The organism is Telluria sp. Soil_C_11, assembly GCF_057657395.1.
On sequence record NZ_JBDGIN010000022.1, the window covers coordinates 51,089 to 71,105 of the forward strand.

Annotated in this window: 17 protein-coding genes; 10 read left to right on the forward strand and 7 right to left on the reverse strand. The window is 69.1% G+C overall.

The window, feature by feature from the left end:
- Nucleotides 1-126 precede the first annotated feature (126 nt).
- The 7 genes from AC3A6M_RS22805 to AC3A6M_RS22835 all read left to right on the forward strand — a co-directional run bounded on the left by AC3A6M_RS22805 (nt 127) and on the right by AC3A6M_RS22835 (nt 11,907).
- On the forward strand, nt 127-1,392 hold the full coding sequence (locus AC3A6M_RS22805) for a lipoprotein-releasing ABC transporter permease subunit (protein ID WP_487855006.1): 1,266 nt from the start codon (nt 127-129) through the stop codon (nt 1,390-1,392).
- Between the two features lie 37 nt (nt 1,393-1,429).
- A complete protein-coding gene (gene lolD, locus AC3A6M_RS22810; RefSeq protein WP_487855007.1) occupies nt 1,430-2,134 on the forward strand; it encodes a lipoprotein-releasing ABC transporter ATP-binding protein LolD in 705 nt (234 codons plus the stop codon).
- 6 nt (nt 2,135-2,140) lie between these two features.
- Nucleotides 2,141-2,950 carry a TatD family hydrolase gene (locus tag AC3A6M_RS22815; RefSeq protein ID WP_487855008.1) on the forward strand — a complete coding sequence of 270 codons (810 nt, stop codon included), beginning with the start codon at nt 2,141-2,143 and terminating at the stop codon, nt 2,948-2,950.
- A 246-nt stretch (nt 2,951-3,196) separates the two neighbouring features.
- Nucleotides 3,197-5,992: a type VI secretion system Vgr family protein gene (locus tag AC3A6M_RS22820; RefSeq protein ID WP_487855009.1), complete on the forward strand. Its 2,796-nt coding sequence runs from the start codon at nt 3,197-3,199 to the stop codon at nt 5,990-5,992.
- 36 nt (nt 5,993-6,028) lie between these two features.
- Nucleotides 6,029-7,699, forward strand: coding sequence for an alpha/beta fold hydrolase (locus AC3A6M_RS22825; protein ID WP_487855010.1), 1,671 nt, complete (start codon nt 6,029-6,031; stop codon nt 7,697-7,699).
- 205 nt (nt 7,700-7,904) lie between these two features.
- A complete protein-coding gene (locus AC3A6M_RS22830) occupies nt 7,905-9,500 on the forward strand; it encodes a T6SS immunity protein Tli4 family protein (RefSeq protein WP_487855011.1) in 1,596 nt (531 codons plus the stop codon).
- Nucleotides 9,501-9,522: 22 nt separating this feature from the next.
- The gene (locus AC3A6M_RS22835) at nt 9,523-11,907 is read left to right on the forward strand and encodes a DNA internalization-related competence protein ComEC/Rec2 (protein WP_487855012.1); all 2,385 of its coding nucleotides are present in this window, start codon (nt 9,523-9,525) and stop codon (nt 11,905-11,907) included.
- Between the two features lies 1 nt (nt 11,908).
- On the opposite strand, the gene AC3A6M_RS22840 is transcribed toward AC3A6M_RS22835, so the two are convergent.
- Entirely contained in the window at nt 11,909-13,351 is a 1,443-nt protein-coding gene (locus tag AC3A6M_RS22840; protein WP_487855022.1) for a sensor histidine kinase, read from the reverse strand.
- 2 nt (nt 13,352-13,353) lie between these two features.
- Nucleotides 13,354-14,040, reverse strand: coding sequence for a response regulator (locus AC3A6M_RS22845; protein WP_487855013.1), 687 nt, complete (start codon nt 14,038-14,040; stop codon nt 13,354-13,356).
- Between the two features lie 144 nt (nt 14,041-14,184).
- On the opposite strand from AC3A6M_RS22845, the gene AC3A6M_RS22850 reads away from it, so the two are divergent.
- From AC3A6M_RS22850 to dcd, 3 genes are all read left to right on the forward strand, one after another.
- A complete protein-coding gene (locus tag AC3A6M_RS22850; RefSeq protein ID WP_487855014.1) occupies nt 14,185-14,748 on the forward strand; it encodes a Spy/CpxP family protein refolding chaperone in 564 nt (187 codons plus the stop codon).
- Nucleotides 14,749-14,835: 87 nt separating this feature from the next.
- A complete protein-coding gene (locus AC3A6M_RS22855) occupies nt 14,836-15,663 on the forward strand; it encodes an alpha/beta fold hydrolase (RefSeq protein WP_487855015.1) in 828 nt (275 codons plus the stop codon).
- A gap of 38 nt (nt 15,664-15,701) precedes the next feature.
- Nucleotides 15,702-16,268: a dCTP deaminase gene (gene dcd / locus AC3A6M_RS22860; RefSeq protein ID WP_487855016.1), complete on the forward strand. Its 567-nt coding sequence runs from the start codon at nt 15,702-15,704 to the stop codon at nt 16,266-16,268.
- Between the two features lie 33 nt (nt 16,269-16,301).
- On the opposite strand, the gene AC3A6M_RS22865 is transcribed toward dcd, so the two are convergent.
- From AC3A6M_RS22865 to AC3A6M_RS22885, 5 genes are read right to left on the reverse strand one after another with little or no spacing between them, the layout of a single operon-like run.
- Nucleotides 16,302-17,687 carry a YVTN family beta-propeller repeat protein gene (locus tag AC3A6M_RS22865; RefSeq protein ID WP_487855017.1) on the reverse strand — a complete coding sequence of 462 codons (1,386 nt, stop codon included), beginning with the start codon at nt 17,685-17,687 and terminating at the stop codon, nt 16,302-16,304.
- Between the two features lie 14 nt (nt 17,688-17,701).
- A complete protein-coding gene (locus AC3A6M_RS22870) occupies nt 17,702-18,127 on the reverse strand; it encodes a DUF305 domain-containing protein (protein WP_487855018.1) in 426 nt (141 codons plus the stop codon).
- Nucleotides 18,124-18,933 carry an anti-sigma factor family protein gene (locus AC3A6M_RS22875; RefSeq protein ID WP_487855019.1) on the reverse strand — a complete coding sequence of 270 codons (810 nt, stop codon included), beginning with the start codon at nt 18,931-18,933 and terminating at the stop codon, nt 18,124-18,126. The genes AC3A6M_RS22870 and AC3A6M_RS22875 overlap by 4 nt, the downstream gene beginning before the upstream one ends.
- On the reverse strand, nt 18,930-19,439 hold the full coding sequence (locus tag AC3A6M_RS22880) for an RNA polymerase sigma factor (protein ID WP_487855020.1): 510 nt from the start codon (nt 19,437-19,439) through the stop codon (nt 18,930-18,932). Before AC3A6M_RS22880 ends, AC3A6M_RS22875 begins: the two co-directional genes overlap by 4 nt.
- 30 nt (nt 19,440-19,469) lie before the next feature.
- Nucleotides 19,470-19,826, reverse strand: coding sequence for a COG4315 family predicted lipoprotein (locus tag AC3A6M_RS22885; protein WP_487855023.1), 357 nt, complete (start codon nt 19,824-19,826; stop codon nt 19,470-19,472).
- Nucleotides 19,827-20,017 lie beyond the last annotated feature (191 nt).

Sequence of the window (20,017 nt, forward strand, 5' to 3'; positions counted from 1 at the left end):
CAAATGGGCGCTGCGCGAGAACCGCGTCTGCCGCACCGCAATCTTCATTTCAATCGTGACAACCCCTCACATGGATGAGCTTTGTATGGCACACTGCGGGCCTAAGCAGCATTTACCATGGAGCCCATGAGCATCATCCACAAATTGCCGTACGAATGGCTGGTCGGCCTGCGCTACACGCGCGCCGGCAAGCGCAGCAGCCGCAACAGTTTTATCTCCTTCATATCCCTGATTTCGGTATCCGGCATCGCCCTCGGGGTGGCCGCGCTGATTGTCGTGCTGTCGGTGATGAACGGCTTCCAGAAGGAGGTGACGGACCGGATGCTGTCCGTGCTGGCCCACATCGAGGTGTTCGACGCCGGCGGCGAGATGCCGAACTGGCGCCAGGCCGAGCAGGAAGCGTTCCGCAACCCGGCCGTGCGCGGCGCCGCGCCCTTCGTGGAAACCCAGGGCCTGCTGGTGCGCGACGACGCCATGAAGCCGGCCGTCATCCGCGGCATCCTGCCCGAGGAAGAGCACAAGGTATCGGACGTCGGCCGCCAGGTGCGCCAGGGCAGCCTGCAGGACCTGCGTCCGGGCCAGTTCAACATCGTGCTCGGCTATGTGCTGGCGCGCTCGCTCGGGGTCGGCGTCGGCGACAAGGTCAACATGATGCTGGCCCAGGCCCAGACCACGCCCGCCGGCATGGTGCCGCGCACCCGCAGCTTTACCGTGGTCGGCATCTTCGAAGCCGGCCACTACGAATTCGACTCGGCCATGGCCTTCGTCCACCTGCAGGACGCCGAGCGCATGGAACGGCTCGGCGCGCCGCAGGGCCTGCGCCTGCGCATCGCCGACATGCACCAGGCCCCGCTGGTGGCGGCGGAGCTGAAGAAATCGATGTCCGGCGACCTGGTCATGCGCGACTGGTCCAAGCTGAACGCCAACTGGTTCGCCGCCGTGCAGACCGAAAAGCGGATGATGTTCATCATCCTGACGCTGATCATCGCGGTGGCCGCGTTCAACCTGGTCTCGACCCTGGTGATGACGGTGACCGACAAGCAGCCCGACATCGCGATCCTGCGCACGCTGGGCTCGTCGCCGCGCTCGATCATGAAGATCTTCATGATCCAGGGCGCGCTGGTCGGTATCCTGGGCACCCTGGCCGGCGTGTGCCTGGGCGTGCTGGTGGCCCTGAACATCGATGTGATCGTGCCCTTCATCGAGCACCTGTTCGGGATCCAGTTCCTGTCGAAGGATATCTACCTGATCAGCGAGATCCCGTCGGACATGCGCTGGCCGGACGTTGTCAAGATCGGCGGGGTGTCGGTGCTGCTGGCGTTCGCGGCGACCTTGTACCCGAGCTGGTCGGCCTCGCGCGTGAAACCGGCGGAGGCCCTGCGCTATGAATGAGATGCGGAACGAGATGCTGAATGTGAATGAAATCGAGATGAGGAACATTATGGGTACTGCCGGCGCGCCGGTCCTGTCCTGCCGCGGCGTCGGCAAGACCTTCCGCGAAGGCGACTACGCGGTGCAGGTGCTGGACAACATCGACTTTTCCATCGGCCGCGGCGAACGGGTGGCCATCGTCGGCGCTTCCGGCTCCGGCAAGTCGACCCTCCTGCACATCCTCGGCGGCCTGGATACCCCGAGCGGCGGCGCCGTGATGCTGCAGGGCGAGGACTTCGCCACCCTGTCGGAAGCCAGGCGCGGCGAGTTGCGCAACGCCTCGCTGGGCTTCGTCTACCAGTTCCACCACCTGCTGCCGGAGTTCTCGGCGCTCGACAACGTCGCCATGCCGCTGCTGATCCGGCGCATGAAGCGCGAGGAAGCGGTGGCGCGGGCCCAGGCCATGCTGGCGCGCGTCGGGCTGGCCAGGCGCGCCATCCACAGGCCCGGCGAACTGTCGGGCGGCGAGCGCCAGCGCGTGGCCCTGGCGCGCGCCCTGGTGACCGAGCCGGCCTGCGTGCTGGCCGACGAACCGACCGGCAACCTCGACCACACAACGGCGGAGACCATCTTCGACCTGATGCTGGAACTCTCGCGCACCCTCGGCACGGCGTTCGTGATCGTCACCCACGATCCGGAACTGGCGCGCCGCTGCGACCGCGTGCTGCGCCTGACCGAGCACGGACTGCAGCCGGAGAACTGACCAGTAATGTGGATCGACACCCACTGCCACCTCGACGCCCATGAATTCGGCGCGCTCCCCGATGCGCTGGACATCGCGGCCCGGGCCGGGCAGGCCGGGGTGTCGATGATCGTGATCCCGGCCGTCGACAGCGGCAACTTCGATGTCGTCAAGGAGCTGTCGCATGCGGCGCCGAACGCCTGCTACGCGCTCGGCATCCACCCGATCTTCGTGCCGCAGGCGCGCGAAGAAGACCTGCTGCTGCTGCGCCGCCAGGCCGAGGCGGCGATCGAAGACCCGCGCTTCGTCGCCATCGGCGAGATCGGCCTGGACTTCTTCATCCCCATGCTGTGCGAGCCGGCGATGCGCGAGAAGCAGGAACGCTTCCTGCGCGAGCAGCTGCGCATCGCGCGCGACCTCGGGCTGCCGGTGCTGACCCACGTGCGCCGCTCGCAGGACCAGGTGTTGAAACATGTTCGCCAGATCCGGCCGCCGGGCGGCATCGCCCACGCCTTCAACGGCAGCTTCCAGCAGGCCCGGAACTTCATCGACCTGGGCTTCCACCTCGGCTTCGGCGGCGCCATGACCTTTACGCGCGCCCTGCAGATCCGGCGCCTGGCGCTGGAGCTCCCGCTCGACGCCATCGTGCTGGAGACCGATGCGCCGGACATCGCCCCGAGCTGGATCCACCCGGGCCGCAACAGCCCGGAGGAACTGCCGGCGATCGGCCGGATGCTGGCCGGATTGCGCGGCCTGCCGGAAGACGAGGTCCGCGGCGCCACCGGGCGCAGCGCGCTGGCCGCCATCCCGCGCCTGAAAAACCTGCTCGCACCTTGAACTGCGCCTAATCCCTCGCGCCCGGACCCATCCGGCGCGCATGGTGCCATCGCGTGCGCCCAATGGGAGCGTGGCGCGCACCCTGGCCCGCATCGGCTCCCGTTTCCGAGGGGTCACGACCATTCCGATCGCGCGAAGTTCCATCTTGATCCGGCCTAAACCGTATGACGGACGGCAACGGATTGCTCCCCGTCCCATGGAAGAATGAATGCACCTACCGTTTTGCGGTATGCATAAGGAGACATGGTGGAAAGCGCGAGCGAAATCCTGCGGGCGTTGCAGATCGAGCCATCCCTGAGCACGGCCCGCCGCCCCCTGCGCCTGCGCCTCGCGCATGCCGGCCAGCTTGCCGAGGACATCCTGCTGCCGCAGCGGGTGGTGGGCAGCGAGGCGGTGTGCGGCGGCATCGAATACCGCATCGCCTGCCTGGCCAGCAGCCCGCACCTGCCGCTCAAGGAATTCATCGCGCTGCCGGCCGAGATCCAGTTCGTCACCGACCGCGGCCAGGTGCGCAGCGTGTGCGGCCTGGTCACCGAGGCGCGCGCCGGCGATTCGGACGGCGGCCTGGCCGCCTACGAACTGGTGCTGCGCGACGTTTTCGCGGTCATGGAAAAACGCACCAGCAGCCGCGTGTTCCGCTACCAGAACGAACTCGAGATCGTGCAACTGCTGTGCGATGAATGGCGCCACTCCAGCACCGTGCTGGCGAATGCCTTCGAGCTCGAGATCGATCCGCTGTTCGACAAGGGCCAGTATCCGCCGCGCGAACAGACCATGCAGTACAACGAATCCGACGCCGCCTTCGTGCGCCGGCTGCTGAAGCGGCGCGGCATCGGCTGGGTGTTCCGGCCCGGTCGCAGCCGCAACACCGCGGTCGACCCGGCGCACGACCGCACCCCGGCCCACACCCTGGTGCTGTTCAGCGACGCCGGCAACCTGCCACGGAATGGCGCCGGCAGCGTGCGCTACCACCGCGACGGCGTGGCCGGCGGCCGCGACACCGTCACCTCCTGGACCGCCGCGCGGCGCCTGCAGCCGGGGCTCACCACCCGCCACAGCTGGGACTACAAGAACCCGGGCGGCGCCCAGTTCATGACGGTCAGCAGCCGCGGCATGGCCGACCAGGGACCGAACGGCAACCAGCTCGCCGCCACCCTCGACGACTACCTGATCGAACTGCCGCACGCCGGCAACGACGTCGAGGACCACTGGCGCCTGGGCCACGTGCGCATGAGCCGCCACGAATTCGAATCGAAGTGCTTCGAAGGCGAGGGCAGCGTGCGCGACTTCTGCGCCGGCCAGTACTTCGCGCTGGAAGGGCACCCCGAGATCGACACCCATCCGGAATCCGGGCGCGAGTTCGTGATCACCGAACTGCGCCTGGTGGCCGACAACAACCTGCCGCGCGAGCTGGCGGCGCCGGTGTCGGCCCTGCAGGACGCGGCCGGGCCGGCGCCCGCCCCGGATGCCGGCGGGCGCGTGCGGATCGCCTTCACGGCCGTACGGCGCGGCATTCCCATCGTGCCGGCCTTCGACCCGCGTACCGACCTGCCGCATCCGCAGCTGCAGAGCGCGATCGTGGTCGGCCCCGCCAACGAAGACGTGCACTGCGACGCCCTGGGCCGGGTGAAGATCCGCTTTCCCGGCATGCGCGCGGCCGACCACGCGCATGCGCACGGCGCCGGCGCGTCCGGTACCCCGGCCGATTCCGCCTGGGTGAGGGTGGCCTCGAACTGGGCCGGCAACGGCAGCGGCAGCCAGCACCAGTCCGGCGCCGTCGGGCTGCCGCGGGTCGGCACCGAAGTGCTGGTGGCCTTCCTGGGCGGCGACCCGGACCGCCCCATCATCCTGGCCCAGCTCTACAACCAGCGCTCGGCCCCGCCGGCCTTCAACGGCTACGGCGAACTGCCCGGCAACCGCTACCTGTCCGGCACCCGCACCCGAGAGATCGGCGGCGGGCGCGGCAACCAGCTGCGCTTCGACGACACCCGCGGCCAGATCAGCGCCCAGCTGGGCAGCGACCACGGCGCCTCGGAGCTGAACCTGGGCTACCTGACCGAGCCGCGCGACCACGGCGCAGGCACGCCGCGCGGCGAAGGCGCGGAACTGCGCAGCGAGCTGTCGGTGGCGCTGCGCGGCGCGCAGGGCGTGCTGATCAGCGCGGAAGGCGGCGAGGCCGGCGCCCCCAGCCAGCTCGCGCGCGCCGGCCTGGTCGGCCTGGCCGAGGTCATGCACAGCATCCTCGACGAAGTGGGCAGGCTGGCGGCCGTGCACAACGAGGACGAGCCGTCGCAGCAGCGCCTGGCCGCGCTGGTGGAAAAGCTCAAGCGCTGGCACGAGGGCAGCAACGTGGCCGCCGACGGAGCGGGAGGCGGGGCCGCGATCGTCGCGGCCAGCGCCCCCGCCGGCGCCATCTTCGCCAGCAGCGACAACCTGGCGCTGGGCGCATCGAGCAAGGTCGACGTGGTGAGCGCCGGCGACGCCGAGGTCTCGACCGGCCGCAACATCTTCCTGCGCGCCGCGCGCGGCCTGAGCATGTTCGCCCACGAGCTGGGCATGAAGCTCGGCGCGGGGCGCGGCGACATCGTCGTCCAGACCCACCTGGGCAACGTCCAGATCAAGTCCTCCGGCCGCATCAGCCTGTTCGCCGCCGAGCGCATCGAACTGGAAGCGCCGGCGGTGAAGATCATCGCCCCCGGCGCCACGACCGACTGGGCCGACGGCAAGATCACGCACCAGAGCAGCAGCCAGCAGATCCACAAGGGCTCGGACTTCATGTACTTCGGTCCCGGCGGCGCCAGTCCGAGGGACGTGCGCCTGCCGACCTCCCACCTCCACACGGACGAATACGTGGTGCTGCGCCACCTGCAGACCGGCGCGCCGATCCCGAACCAGCGCTACCGCGCGACCTTCGAGGACGGCCGCACCGTCACCGGGCGCACCGACGACCAGGGCCGGACCTCGCTGCTGATCGGCGAAATGATCGGCGGGGTCGACATGGCCTACCTGCCCGAAGAAGACGATCCGGCCGCCCGGGCCTGAGTCCGGGCCCGCATCCAACACGCACACGGAGCACCCATGCCCGACCCGACCCGCCCCTTGCCGAACCTCGTCCCCCAGCCGGACGGCAGCTGGACCGGACGCACGGTGCTGACGCCGACGGCGCTCAAGACCCGTGGGCTGTTCACGATGCCGCCGTCGAAGGTGGTGCCGGTCATTCTGGTGCCGGGGATCATGGGCACGAACCTGCGGGCGGCGCAGGATCCGAACAAGCCGGCGAACCAGGCCCTCAAGCGGGGAGAAGCGGCCTGGCGGCCGCCGAACGGGAAGATCGAGGGACTCTCGGCCGCGTATGTGTGGCAGAACCGCAGGGCCCGCGTGCGCCAGTTGATCCTCGACCCGGAAACGCTGGAGGTCGATCCTGGCGGCGACATCAACCTGCCGCTGGAGGCACGGAATTACGGCATGCTCGAAAAAGAGGCGCGCGATCGCCACTGGGGCGAGGTGCACTGGGACTCGTACGGCAGCCTGCTGTTCGGGCTGTACGTTGGCCTGAACCATACTTTCGAAGTCAATCCCTCGGATAACCGGCGCGTGGTGTGCCGCCACTGGAAGGAGGTGATGGCCTGCGAGGCGGCCAGGTGGGGCGTTCGTGAAATCGAACACATCACCGAGAGAGAGCTGGAGAAGCATGCCGAGTACTACTATCCGATTTATGCCTGCGGCTACAACTGGCTCGATTCATGCGAGAAATCGGCCGCGCAGCTGCGCCGGCGCATCCGCGACATCGTCGCGTTCTGGACCGCGCACAAGCGCGAGTGCAGGAAAGTGATCCTGGTGACCCATTCGATGGGCGGCCTGGTCGCGCGCGCCTGCGCGAAACAAATACCCGACAGTATCCTGGGCATCGTGCACGGCGTGATGCCGGCCCTCGGCGCGCCGGCCTGCTACCGCCGGATCGCCTGCGGCACGGAAAGCTGGAACCCCAGTAATACGGCTTCCGCCAACCTGGAGGCGGGCTTCCTGGCGCAAATCCTGGGTAGCCAGCCGGAACTGACGATGCCGGTGCTGGCATCCGCTCCCGGTCCATTGCAGTTGCTGCCCAATCACCTCTATCCGCGTCCCTGGCTGCATGTATGTATGTTTAGCCGAGTCAACAACAAGGATGTGGCGCGCGACATCGTGCATATGCCAGGCGGTAATCCATATGATCTTTATCGTGATATGGATGCGTGGTACCGCATGGTCGACCCCAAGTTGTGCGATCCTGCCAATAAACTCAGGCGGGGCAAACGCGCCGCCAGGGAAGCGGTCTGGGGAGCGATCGATATTGCCGAGCGCTTTCATCGTGAAACCCTGGACTCCTATTACCACCCGAACAGCTATGCGTTTTACGGCGCCGACCGGGCTTACATGGCGTTCGGCGCCATCCGCTGGATTGCGCGCGATCCCGGCAATGGCGCGGTATTCACCGAAGCGAACGTGCGTGGCGCAGCGCTGGCGGGATATCGCGAGACGGTGGGGCGCCGGATCAAGGTCGAAGGCAAGACCTTGCTGGATGTCGTGCCTGCGCTGCAGGACGTCGGCGGCGACGGGACCGTGCCGCCGCAGTCGGGGGCCGGCCCGCGCGGGAAGGTCAAGCAGTTGTTTGAAGTGCGAGGTATCGACCATCAGGGAGCGTTCAACAACGAATCTATCCTTTTGCTGACCCAGCACCTCGTCGTCAAGCTGGTACAGGAGATGTCATGAAACCCGCGTGCGACAACGGCTTCGCCGCGGGCATGCGCTCCTCTCATGTCAATCCGATACAGACCTTGCCATGACGCGAACGAGGACACGCGGATGGCGGGAGCTGATCGTCCTGCTGGCAGCCCTCGCCTGTGCGGGGAGCTGGGCAGCCGGTCAAGTCCGCAGCATGCGGGACAGATCCGAGGTGGCAAAAATGACGGAAAAGATGAGAACCGTGTGCGTCGGTCGCTACCTGGTCGACGTGCCGGTCCAGGCGGAAGTCAGCATGTCGCATGAAAGAATCGATGGATTTGCGATCGACACGGTGGTGGAGAGCGAGGCCGAGTTCCGTGCCCGTGTCGCGGCCCGCGAAGCCGAGATCGATGCCCTGGGCGCCGAAGCCGGCGCCCAGGGCCCGGGGGGAATGATCGAGGCGCGCGACCTGCGTATCCCCGGCATGGTGGGACGGTCGCTGGTGTATGGCCGTACCCGCAGCCATGGCTTCGAAGGTGGCCGACGGGTGGATGCCGAATGGGTATCCGTCGAGAGCCATGCGCATACCGGGGGCCTGAGCATTTCCCTGTCGGCCAAGTATGTCGGCGAGGACGACGTCCGGGCAGCCGAAGCGCTGCTGGCGCAGTTGCGGCTGCGCGGCGGGGACGAGATCCCGAGCGTTCCCGGATTCTGCATCGACCACGCCGTGTTCGCGGAGCCGCTGCCGGCACACACGACCGAGCACATCGCCATGCATATCGGGCTGCCAGACCATCCGGACCTGGCGCTGGCCCTGGTCAGCATGCCGGGCGGCGGCTTCGATCCGGGCCTCATCGCGCGGTCGAGGGCCACGGACGCCGGTGCGGGCGCCGATACCCTGCTGCGCATCACCAAGCTGCGGGAAGGCAAGCGCAGCATCAACGGGATCGACGGGGAAGAAGTGCTGGTGCGTGCGCGCGAATTCAATTTCACGACCACCTACGGCTTCAACTGGGAGGCGCCGGGCCTGGACAATGACCCGCTGCAGCCCTACCTGTCGCTGGAACTCCAGAGCGGGATCGGCGAGCGGCCGGGCGGCAAGCCGGTAGAGACCAGCCTGCACGAAGACGCCTTGCTGGCGCTGTGGGACAGCATCGCCTCCAGCATCCGGCTGCGCAGGAATGGCCCGCCGCCATCGTCCGGGACGCCGCCGGAGCCGTCGGGGCCGCAACTGGGCGCCGTGGCGAGGGCGGGCGAGACCTGCCCGCAATCCGGCTGGTGGCGCTGTTCCGACGCCGGCCCCGGCATCGACGTGTACGGCGGCCAGGTGCAGTATGTCCGCAATGGCGAACGGATGCCGCAGGCACTGCTGCTGCCGCGCCAGACGCTCTGGCAAAAGCTCAAGCGCATCCAGCCGAGCATCGAAAGCGCGCAGCCGACCGCCTGGACCCTGGTCGACAAGCGGCTGCGTCCGCGGATGGCGAGCGCGGTGGCGCTGGCTCCCCTCGTCATGCCCGCATCAAGCCCGGACCTGGCGTCCGACGATGGGCGTCCGGTTCCCCTGGGCAATTATGCGCGCACCGGCGAGGCATGCCCGGCGAGCGGCTGGTGGCGTTGCGAAGACCCGCACGCGCTGGATGGAACGCGCTGGTTCGCGCGCGGCGGCCTGCTGCCGGCGGCGACCTTCCAGGTTCCGGCCGGGGCCTTCGGCAAGTCCGGCGGGCCGGAGGTCATCCATCGGCGCAGCGCCTGGCAGCTCGTGCGGCACGCCGAAGCACCCTCGGCACCGCCGGGTGCGCAGCCGCCGCCCGGCCCGGTGGCCGCCGGCGAACCTCCCGCCCTGGCATGAGTGCCCGCTGAACGCCCGGCCGATGCGCTGCGCGATCCTGGGCTTCACCGCCGGCGTGCTGGCGCTGCAACACGCCGCCGCGCTGCCGCCCACGCCTGCCATGCTGGCGTGCTTCGCCTGTGCACTCGCGCTATCCGGATTGGCGGGCCGCATCGGCGGCTCCCCGGCGGCGGCAGGCTGCACGGCGGCCTGTGCCGGCGTGCTGCTCGGCTACGCCTGGGCCGCCCTGCTGGCCCACCACGCCCTCGGCCCCGCGCTGGAAGCCGCCGACGAAGGGCGCGACCTCACCGTCGTCGGCGTCATCGACAGCCTGCCATACCGCTTCGACCAGGGCCTGCGCTTCAACCTGCAGGTCGAACGCACCGAGACGCCGAACGCCACCGTCCCGCCGCGCATCGCCCTGTCCTGGTACGCCGGCCGGGGCGGAGACTCCAGCCTGCCCGGCACGCTCATGCCCGGCGAACGCTGGCGCCTCACTGTGCGCCTGCAGCGCCCGCACGGCAACGCCAATCCGGGCGGCTTCGACTACGAGGCGTGGCTGCTGGAACAGGGCGTGCGCGCCACCGGCTATGTCCGCGTCGGCGACGCCAACGCAAGGCTGGACGCCTTCGTACCGGGCTTCGGGAACCTGGTCGAGGGCAGCCGCGCCGTGCTGCGCGACCGCATCCTGCAGGCGCTCGAAGGCCGCCAGTACGCCGGCGTGATCGTCGCGCTGGTGATCGGCGACCAGCGCGGCATCGACCAGCCGGACTGGCAGGTGTTCAACCGCACCGGCATCGGCCACCTGATCTCGATCTCGGGCCTGCACATCACCATGATCGCCGGCCTGGCTGCCCTGGCCGCGTCCAGCCTCTGGCGGCGCTCCTTCTTCACCGGCGCCCAGCTGCCGCTGCGGCTGCCGGCGCAGAAGGTGGCGGCGCTGGCCGGGGCGCTGGCGGCGCTGCTCTACGTGCTGCTGGCCGGCTTCGGGGTGCCGGCCCAGCGTACGCTCTACATGCTGGTGGTGGTGGCACTGGCCTTGTGGCTGGGCAGGCTGTCCAGCGTCACCCACGTGCTGTGCGCCGCGCTCGGCGCGGTCCTGCTGCTCGACCCCTGGGCCGTGCTGTGGCCGGGGTTCTGGCTGTCGTTCGGGGCCGTGGCGGTGATCCTGTTCGGCGGCCATGGCAGGATCGGCCGGCGCGAGGCCGGACTGGGCGCCAGCCTCGCCCTGGCCGGGCGCACCCAATGGTCGGTCACGCTCGGGCTGGTGCCGCTCACCATGCTGCTGTTCGGCCAGGTGTCGCTGGTCAGTCCGCTGGCGAATGCGGTCGCGATTCCGCTGGTGAGTTTCGTCGTGACGCCGCTGGCGCTGCTGGGCAGCCTGCTGCCCGCGCCCCTGTGCGGCTGGCTGCTGGTGGCGGCGCATGGCGTGGTGGCGGGCCTGGCGGCCGTGCTGGGCTGGCTGTCCGCGCTGCCGGCCGCGGTGTGGCGCGCGCCTGCGCCGCAGGCCTGGGTGTTCCTGCTGGCGCTGGGCGGCACCTTGTGGATGCTGATGCCGCGCGGCTGGCCGCACCGCTGGGCCGGCGCCGCGGCCTGGCTGCCGCTGCTGCTGCAACTGCCCACCCATCCCGCGCCGGGCGCGTTTCGCGTCACCGCCTTCGACGTCGGCCAGGGCATGGCGCTGCTGGTCGAAACGGCCGGCCATCGCCTGCTGTACGATACCGGCCCCGGCTACGCCCCGGGCGCCGACGCGGGCAGCCGCGTGCTGCTGCCTTACCTGCGGATGCGCGGCATCGGCGCGCTGGACGGCATGGTCGTCAGCCACGGCGACCTCGATCACACGGGCGGCGCGCTGGCGGTGCTGGGCGAGCAGCAGGTCGGATGGGTCGCGTCCTCGCTGGACGCCGGCCACCCGGTCGTGCGTGCGGCGCGGCGTCATCTGCGGTGTCTCGCCGGCCAGCAGTGGGAGTGGGATGGCGTGCGCTTCGAGATGCTGCATCCGACGGCCGCCATCCACGCCGACCCCAGGCTGAAGGCCAACGCGCGCAGCTGCACGCTGCGCATCACGAATGGCCACACGGCGATCCTGCTGGCCGGCGATATCGAGGCCGCGCAGGAAGCCAGCCTGGTGCGCGACCAGCCGGACAGGCTGCACGCGGACGTGCTGCTGGCGCCCCATCACGGCAGCGGCACCTCGTCGACGGCGGCCTTCCTGGCGGCGGTGCATCCGAGCGTCGGCGTGTTCCAGGTCGGCTGGCGCAACCGCTACAAGCACCCGAAGAAAGAGGTGCTCGAGCGCTACGGCCAGCTCGGCATCGAACGCCTGCGCACCGACGAACTGGGCGCCGTCATGCTGGACTTCGGCGGCGGCATTGCTTACGAGGCTTACCGGACGGAGCACGCCCGCTACTGGAGCGCGCCCCGGTAGATCAGCTCTCGCGCGGCAGCGTGATCGTCATGCGCAGCCCGCCGCCGGTGCGGTTCGCCGCGGTGATCCGGCCGCCATGGGTCTCGACCACGCGCTTGGCGATCGCCAGGCCGAGGCCATGGCCGTCGACGTTGTTCAGCGTCGGGTTCGAGCGGAAGAAGGGTTCGAAGATCTCGCCCAGGTGCTCCTCGGCGATGCCCGGTCCGCGGTCCAGCACCTCGATGTGGGCCGTGCCATCGTCGGGATGCAGGGCCACCTCGACCGCGCCGTTGGCGCCGCCGTGCTTGACGGCGTTGCGCACGATGTTCTCGACCGCGCTCCACAGCAGGTCCGGCGCGCCGCGCACCGTCACCGGCACCGGGGCGTCGACGTCGATGCGGGCGCCGGCTTCGAAGCGGGCATCGTCGGCGATCTGGTCGATCATCTCGACCAGGTCGACTGGCTCGGTCGCCAGTAGCGCGTTGGTCGCCTCGAGGCGCGACAGGGTCAGCAGCTCGCCGACCAGGCGGTCCATGCGCACGCTCTCGCGCTCGATGCGCTCCAGCGAGGCGCCGATCTTGTCCGGCTGCTGGTGGGCCAGGCCGATCGCCGCCTGCAGGCGCGCCAGCGGCGAGCGCAGCTCGTGCGAGACGTCGTGCAGCAGGCGACGCTGGCCTTCCATCAGGGTGCGCAGCTGGGCGCTCATGCGGTCGAAGTCGTGACCCAGTTCCGCCAGCTCGTCGCCGGCCACCGCCATGCGCGATTCGCCGAACTTGGGCGCGAGGTCGCCGGCGGCCGCCGCTTCGAAGGCGCCGCGCAGGGCGCGGATCGGGCGCGAGAAATACCAGGCGAGGAGGGCGGCGAACAGGAAGCTGGCCACGGTCGCGGCGACGATCGGCAGCCAGTGTCCCACGTGGCGCCCGAACTCGGGCGGCAGGCCGAATCCTCCCGGCCCGCCGGGACCGCCCGGGCCGGAGCCGGGGGCCGTGCCCGCGGCGCTGCCGGACGCCGCCGCGGCCGGGCCGGAATCCTGCGGCAAGCTGGCCATGCCCGGACGGACGCCGGGGATGCGCGAGGCGAATGCGAGGTAGTGCCGGCCGTCGGGCGCGGTCAGGCGCGCCACCGCGTGCGAGGGGGCGCCGGTTTCCAGGTTGCGCTCGACTTCTCCGCGCAGCCGGGGCGGCACCGCGCGGCCGAGCAGTTCATTGCCCTGGTCGTCGAGCACGTACAGGCGCATGCGGCGGCTGGTGGCGGCCAGTTCGCGCAGGCCGTCGACGCCGCCGTGCCTGAGGGTGGCGGCGGCCGCGTCCAGCATGATGATGGCCGGCGGGCCGAGGTCGAGCGTGGGTTCGCCGTTGCGCTGGTGGGCCTGGTCGCGCAGCCACACGGCGCCGCCGATGCCGATCGTGGCCGCCACCTGCGCGAGCAGGATCGACAGGAAGAATTTCCAGAACAGCCGGCCCATCGTCACTCGCGGATCAGCTGGTAGCCGAGACGGTAGACGGTCTGCAGGCAGGAGCGTCCGTCCGACAGCGTGCCGAGTTTGTGGCGCAGGCTGCTGAGATGGACGTCGATGTTGCGGTCGAAGCGGGCCAGCGGGCGTCCCAGTCCCTGTTCGGACAGGTCGTTCTTGCTGACCGGGCGGCCGGCGTTGCGGGCCAGGACTTCGAGCAGGTTGAATTCGGTGCTGGTCAGGTCGAGCGGATTGCCGTCCCAGGTGGCGCGGCGCTGCTCCGGCAGCATGGTCAGCTTGCCGACCGTGAGCGTGATGCCGGGACCGTCGGTGCTGGTGCCCTGGGTGCGGCGCAGGATCGCGCGCACGCGGGCGGTCAGTTCGCGCGGGGTGCAGGGCTTGGTGACGTAGTCGTCGGCGCCCAGTTCGAGGCCGAGGATGCGGTCGGCGTCGTCGCCGCGCCCCGTAAGCATCAGCACGGGGATGCGGCTGGCGGCGCGGATGCGGCGCAGCGTCTCGATGCCGTTCATGCGCGGCATCATCACGTCGAGGATGGCGATGGCGTACTGGCCGGACAGTGCTTCGCGCGTGCCGGTTTCGCCGTCGTGGGCGCAGGCCACGCGAAAGCCTTCCTGTTCCAGGTATTCGGCAAACATCCCGACCAGTTCGGTATCGTCGTCGATCAGCAGTACTTGGTTCATGCTCGCATCTTAGCAAATGGCGGCGGATGGGCGCCGGCAAGCGGCGCCTCTTTACCTTGTTTTACACCGGCTCTACACCGCTTTACAGGGGCGCGCACGACAATGCGGCATCCCAACCACACGAGGAGGCAGGAGATGAACCCGATGCGCAAAACAATCGCCGCCGCGCTGCTCGCGGCCTGCTGCGCCACCACTTTCGCGGCTGGCCAGGCCGGGACGGCCCCGGCCGATACCGGCCAGGATGCCGGACCGCCAGCCGGCCCGGGTCCGCACGGCGGTCCTGCCGGCGACGGCCCGGACGGGCGCGGCTTCCGGCCCGAAGGCGGTCCGGAACATGGCCCCGGCCACGGTCCCGGGCACCGCTTCGGCCACGGGTTCGGGCACGGCTTCGGCCACCTGGGCGGCGCCCTGCGCCTGACCGAGGCCCAGCAGGACAAGCTGTTCGCGATCGAGCACGCCGCCGCGCCGCAGCGCCGCCAGCAGCAGAAAGCGCTGCGCCATGCCCACGACGCCATGCGCGCCCTGCGCGACGCCGACCGCTTCGACGAAGCCCGGGCCGGCGCGGCCGCGCGCGAACTCGGCCAGGCGGTCGCCGCCGCAGCGCTGCTGGAAGCGCGCCTGCACGCCCAGGCCATGGCGGTGCTGACCCCGGAACAGCGCGAGCAACTGCGCCAGCGCCGGCCGCAAGCGCTGCAGGAACGTCCGTAAGCCGCGCAGCGCAGGCTGTAGGCGTTTCCCTCTAAACGGGGAGCGCGCAGGGAGCCCGGCCATGGCAAAGCCCTTACAATGGGCGCCATGAACAAGCCTCTGCTGCATTTCACGCACGGGAACAGCTATCCGTCGGGCGCCTACGGGCGCCTGCTCGACGAGCTGCGCCGCGATTTCGACGTCCGCACCACCGATATGCTCGGCCACGATCCAGAGTACCCGGTGGACGACAACTGGCACGGGTTGGTCGACGAATTGATCGCGCAGCTCGAGCGTTACGACACGCCGGCGATCCTGGTCGGGCACTCGCTGGGCGGCGCGGTGGCCATGCTGGCGGCCTGGCGCCGTCCCGAGCTGGCGCGCTGCGTGGTGATGCTGGATTCACCGGTGGTGGCGGGCTGGCGCGCGCATGTCTGGCGCCTGGCCAAGGCGCTGGGCCTGGGCCGCAGGCTGTCGCCGGGCGGGATCGCCGAGCGCCGCCGCAACGTCTGGCCTTCGCGCGAGGCGGCGCACGAACACTTCATCGCAAAGCCGATCTTCCAGGCCTGGGCCCCGGGTGCGCTCGACGATTACCTGAGCCATGGATTGAAGCCGCATCCGGATGGCGTGCAGCTGCGCTTCGACCGCGAAGTCGAGGCGGCCATCTACAGCAGCCTGCCGCACGACATGGGGCGCGTGCTGCGCCAGCCATATCCGCTGCCGATCGGCTTCGTCGCCGGCACCCGTTCGGAAGAGCTGCGCCAGGCAGGCCTGGCCGCGACCCGCAAGCTGGTCGGCGACAATTTCGTCACCATCGAAGGGAGCCACCTGTATCCGATGGAGTCGCCCCGGCTCACTGCGCGCCTGACGCGCGAGATGATAGTGCGGCTGCTGGCCCGGTCGCCGAATGCAGACCGGCGACAACTTTTCGCGTAAAATCGCGGGTTAACATTTCTTCACCTGGAAGCCCTGCGATGACTATCAAAAGCGACAAATGGATCCGCCGGATGGCGGAAGAACACGGCATGATCGAGCCTTTCTCGGCCAAGCAGGTGCGAGAGAGCGAAGGCCGGAAAATCATCTCCTGGGGCACTTCGTCGTACGGCTACGACATCCGCTGCGCCGACGAATTCAAGGTGTTCACGAACATCAACAGCACCATCGTCGATCCGAAGAACTTCGATTCGAATTCCTTCGTCGACGTGAAGAGCGACGTCTGCATCATCCCGCCGAATTCCTTCGCGCTGGCACGCACCATCGAGTACTTCCGCATCCCGCGCAACGTGCTGACGGTCTGCCTGGGCAAATCGACCTACGCGCGCTGCGGCATCATCGTCAACGTCACGCCGTTCGAACCGGAGTGGGAAGGCTACGTGACGCTGGAGTTCTCGAACACCACGCCGCTGCCGGCCAAGATCTACGCCGGCGAAGGCTGCGCGCAGGTGCTGTTCTTCGAGAGCGACGAGGTGTGCGAGACCTCGTACAAGGACCGGGGCGGCAAGTACCAGGGCCAGCATGGCGTGACCCTCCCGAAGACCTGATGCGTGCCGCCGGGCGCGGGTCCCTGCGCCCGGCTAGCGCGTGCTGACCAGGACGGCCTGCGCCGGGTCGGGCGGCGCATCGCCCTCCATGACGATGATCTGGCTGGGCGCTGGCGCCTGTCCCGCGCGCGCGAGTTCGCGCATCGGACCGATCGCCGTGCCGTTCGCGCCTCCCATCGGGTTGGTCTCGAATACCGCGACCGGGGTCTTCTGGCCGCTGGCGTAGACGCTGTAGACCGTCTTCGGCTTGAGCTTGAACAGCGACACGTCCAGCGAATCGGTCACGCCGAGGTTGCGCGCCACGACGAAGCCCTTGCCTTCCCCGGACACCGCGCGCAGGGCGATGTCGACCGGGTCCTTGTTGGCGCGCGCCACCAGGTTGTCCTTGCCCTCGCCGGAAGGCACGGCCTGCGACAGGTAGACCAGTGCCTGCGGCGCCTGGCCGACCGGCACCCGCGCCACGACCTTGTTGCTGGCGGTGTCGATGACGTCGACGGCGTCGCTGTTCTCGAGACCCACGTAGACCCGGCTGCCGTCATCGGAGGTCCACATGCCGTGCGGCAGTGCGCCGACCGGGATCGTCGTCACCAGCGTCGCCTTCGGCCCGGTGCCATACACCTTCACCACGTTCTCGCCGCCGACCGACACATAGGCCAGCGTCCCGGCGGGGGTCTTCGCGAACGACAGGTGGTTCGTGATCATGCCCGTGTCGAACACTTCCTTGACCTCCAGTGACCGGGTGTCGATGCGCGTGACCTTGCCGACGTCCTTGTGGGTCATCCACATTTCGCCGCCGTCCGGCGTCAGCTGCAGGAAGGGCGAGAACGGGCTGACGACCTTGATCTGGCGGATCACCTTGTGCGCGCGCACGTCGACCACCTCGACCACCGGCGTGAAGCTGGAGACCACGAAGGCGCGCTTGCCGTCGGGATGGAACAGCACCATGCCCGGTCCCGGCGCGGTCGGGATGCGGCGGGTTTCCCGGAACGTCTTCGGGTCGATCACGGAAATATAGTCCTCGCCGCGCACGACGACCCAGACCTCGCGTCCATCCCCGCTGAAGAAGCCTTCGTGCGGCGAGCGCCCGATATAGGTGACGCCCTTGACCTTGTTGGTGGCGCTGTCGATGAAGGTGACCGAGTTCGAGCCGTTCGACACGGCGATCAGGGTCCGGTGATCCGGCGAGTAGCCCAGGCCGTGCACATTGATCTGGCCCTTGTACAGCGGCGACAGGACGTCGGGCCGCTGGTTGCCGAGGCGGATTTGTCCCAGGAGCGTGTTGGTCGACGGGTCGATCACCGAGACCGTGTTCGAATTCTGGTCGGCCGTATAGACCCGGTCCTGGGGCGCCGGCGCGGCATGCGCCCCGCCCGCCAGCAGCGTTGCGCCGAAGACGGCGGAAATGGTGCGTGTTTTCATGTCGCTCGCTCTCGTCAGTGGGTGGATGGATGTGCGGGTGCAGGCGCCGGCGTGGCGTGGCGGCGCAGCCAGGCCTGCATGAGCTGGATCTCGTTCTGCTGCTCGGTGATGATGCCCTGCGCCAGGTTCCGCAGTTCAGGATCGGTCGTGCGCAGCAACAAGGCCTTCGCCATGTCGATGGCGCCCTGGTGATGGGGAATCATCATGGCGACGAAGTCGTGTTCCGGCACCCCGTTCATCGGCGCGCGCCGCATGCCGTCGTCCATCACCGCCATCGCATCGTCCATCAGGGCCGCGAACGGCTTGGCGGTGCTGGCGACGAAGACGGGCGGCTGCCTGCCGCCGGCGCCGCCATGATGGTGAGCCTGGGCCTGCTGCGCCTCGGCGGCGCCGGCAAGCGCCGCCAGGGAGAGCAGGAAGGCGAGCCGCGGTCGGATCATTGCTTGTTCTCCAGTTGTTCGTGGACGACCACGGCCAGCCTGGCCAGCTCGCCCTTGCTGGCGCCGGCGGACAGGGCATAGCCGAATTTGCCATCGATCCAGTAAAACACACTCACCGGGCCCTCCTGCGCAAAGCGGAAGCCGGTGTCGCGATTGTGCGACTGCTCGGTGGATACGTACAAGGTCAGGCGCTGGCCGGCCAGGTTGTGGTACATGAACTGGGCCACCGGCCCGCTATGCCCGGGCAACAGCCTGCCGCCGATCAGCTCGTAGCCGAGCTTGCCGAGGCGGGGCGGGCGGATCGGCGTCCCGAGGCGCTTCGACAGCCAGGTGACCAGCTGGTCTTCCTGGTCGGCGCCGATTTCGACCGGATGGCGGACGTCCGGGCTGTACACGACGTGCGCGATGGCCGCCTGGCGCGCCAGGCTGGCGTCAGGCGAGCCGGGCGCGGCGTCGGTGCGGTCGAGGCCGGCCATGGCATCGGCGTCGATGGCGGCGCCGCGCAAGGTCCAGCCGCCGGCCGCCCCCAGCAGGGCGAACGCCAGCGCCGCGGCGATGCGCCATGCCGGGCCGGCGATCCGGAAGCGGCGCGCCGCCGGCAGCCGGATCGTGCCCGGCACGGCTTCGTCGAGTACCGGATCGAACAGGCGGCCCAGTTCGAGGTTCTGGCTGCGGTAGGCGGCCAGCCGCGCCTCCTCCTCGGGCCTGGCCCCCAGCCAGGCCTCGATCTCGGCCCGGCGCGACAGCGGCAGCAAGCCGTCGACATAGGCGTGCAGGTCTGCTTCGGTAACTGGCAGCATGTTCATTTCACCACCTGCAGGGACGCAAGACGCGTTGTCTTGCCCTCCATTAAGAGTCGCAGCTTTTCGCGCCCGCGCGACAGGCGCGACATCACGGTGCCCAAAGGCAGCCCGAGCGCGCCGGCGACCTGGTCGTAGGTCATTCCCTCCAGCCCCACCAGCAGGAGGATTTCACGCTGCTCGACGGGCAGCAGGCCGAGCGCGGTCTCCATGTCGCGCAGCTCCAGCCCGGCGGAATGATCGACCGTATGGGCCGGCTGGGCGCTTTCCTCGTCCAGCGACGTGGTTTGCAGGCGCCGCGCGCGCAGCTGGTCGACATGCAGGTTGTGCATGATCCCGAACAGCCAGGCCCGCATTTCTCCATCGCGGCGCCATTCGGCGATCCGGCTCCAGCCGCGCTCGACCGTGTCCTGGACGAGGTCGTCCGCGCCGCCGCGGTCGCCGACCAGGGCGCGGGCGTAGCGCCGCAGGCGGGGAATGCAGGAAACGATTTCAAGGCTGGGGTCGGACATGGCGGCCGGGGGCGCACTGGGAGCTGCGGTTCAGTCGGCAACGACGTGCCAGACGTTCTTGACGTTGTCGCCCTTGCGCTCTCCCGGCAGGGTATCCTGGGCATACAGGTACAGCGGCTTGCCGTTCCATGCCAGCTGCTTCGAGCCGTCGTCGCGGGTGACGACGGAATAGGGCGCCGGATACGAAGCGGCCCGGGCCGGCATCGCCGGCCACATGGCGGCGCACTGGCCGGCGCAGGCGCTCTTGCCGCTGCCCGGAACATCCTTGTCGAAGGTGTACAGGGTCATGCCGGATTCATTGACCAGCACGCCATCCGCCTTCTTCACCATCGGATCGTTCATCGATGCACAGGCGGACAGGACCAGGGTGGCGGCTAACAGGCTCAGGGCGGTACGGGCAGGGACCACGGCAATCTCCTCGTTGTTTGTCGGACACCGTCGTATACGTGCCCGGCGGCCGGACTATTCCACCTTGCCGAAAATATTTTTTCGCCGGCGGAACGAAAAAAAAGGTTCTACGCGGTTGCTGGGGGAAGTTGGGATTGACGATCTGAGAAGATAGTGGTGGCGATGGTTTG

Coding starts and splice junctions, on each gene's coding strand:
- AC3A6M_RS22805 (WP_487855006.1), top strand. CDS start 127: ATGAGCATCATCCACAAATTGCCGTACGAATGGCTGGTCGGCCTGCGC.
- lolD (WP_487855007.1), top strand. CDS start 1,430: ATGAGGAACATTATGGGTACTGCCGGCGCGCCGGTCCTGTCCTGCCGC.
- AC3A6M_RS22815 (WP_487855008.1), top strand. CDS start 2,141: ATGTGGATCGACACCCACTGCCACCTCGACGCCCATGAATTCGGCGCG.
- AC3A6M_RS22825 (WP_487855010.1), top strand. CDS start 6,029: ATGCCCGACCCGACCCGCCCCTTGCCGAACCTCGTCCCCCAGCCGGAC.
- AC3A6M_RS22830 (WP_487855011.1), top strand. CDS start 7,905: ATGAGAACCGTGTGCGTCGGTCGCTACCTGGTCGACGTGCCGGTCCAG.
- AC3A6M_RS22835 (WP_487855012.1), top strand. CDS start 9,523: ATGCGCTGCGCGATCCTGGGCTTCACCGCCGGCGTGCTGGCGCTGCAA.
- AC3A6M_RS22840 (WP_487855022.1), bottom strand. CDS start 13,351: ATGGGCCGGCTGTTCTGGAAATTCTTCCTGTCGATCCTGCTCGCGCAG.
- AC3A6M_RS22845 (WP_487855013.1), bottom strand. CDS start 14,040: ATGAACCAAGTACTGCTGATCGACGACGATACCGAACTGGTCGGGATG.
- AC3A6M_RS22850 (WP_487855014.1), top strand. CDS start 14,185: ATGCGCAAAACAATCGCCGCCGCGCTGCTCGCGGCCTGCTGCGCCACC.
- AC3A6M_RS22855 (WP_487855015.1), top strand. CDS start 14,836: ATGAACAAGCCTCTGCTGCATTTCACGCACGGGAACAGCTATCCGTCG.
- dcd (WP_487855016.1), top strand. CDS start 15,702: ATGACTATCAAAAGCGACAAATGGATCCGCCGGATGGCGGAAGAACAC.
- AC3A6M_RS22865 (WP_487855017.1), bottom strand. CDS start 17,687: ATGAAAACACGCACCATTTCCGCCGTCTTCGGCGCAACGCTGCTGGCG.
- AC3A6M_RS22870 (WP_487855018.1), bottom strand. CDS start 18,127: ATGATCCGACCGCGGCTCGCCTTCCTGCTCTCCCTGGCGGCGCTTGCC.
- AC3A6M_RS22875 (WP_487855019.1), bottom strand. CDS start 18,933: ATGAACATGCTGCCAGTTACCGAAGCAGACCTGCACGCCTATGTCGAC.
- AC3A6M_RS22880 (WP_487855020.1), bottom strand. CDS start 19,439: ATGTCCGACCCCAGCCTTGAAATCGTTTCCTGCATTCCCCGCCTGCGG.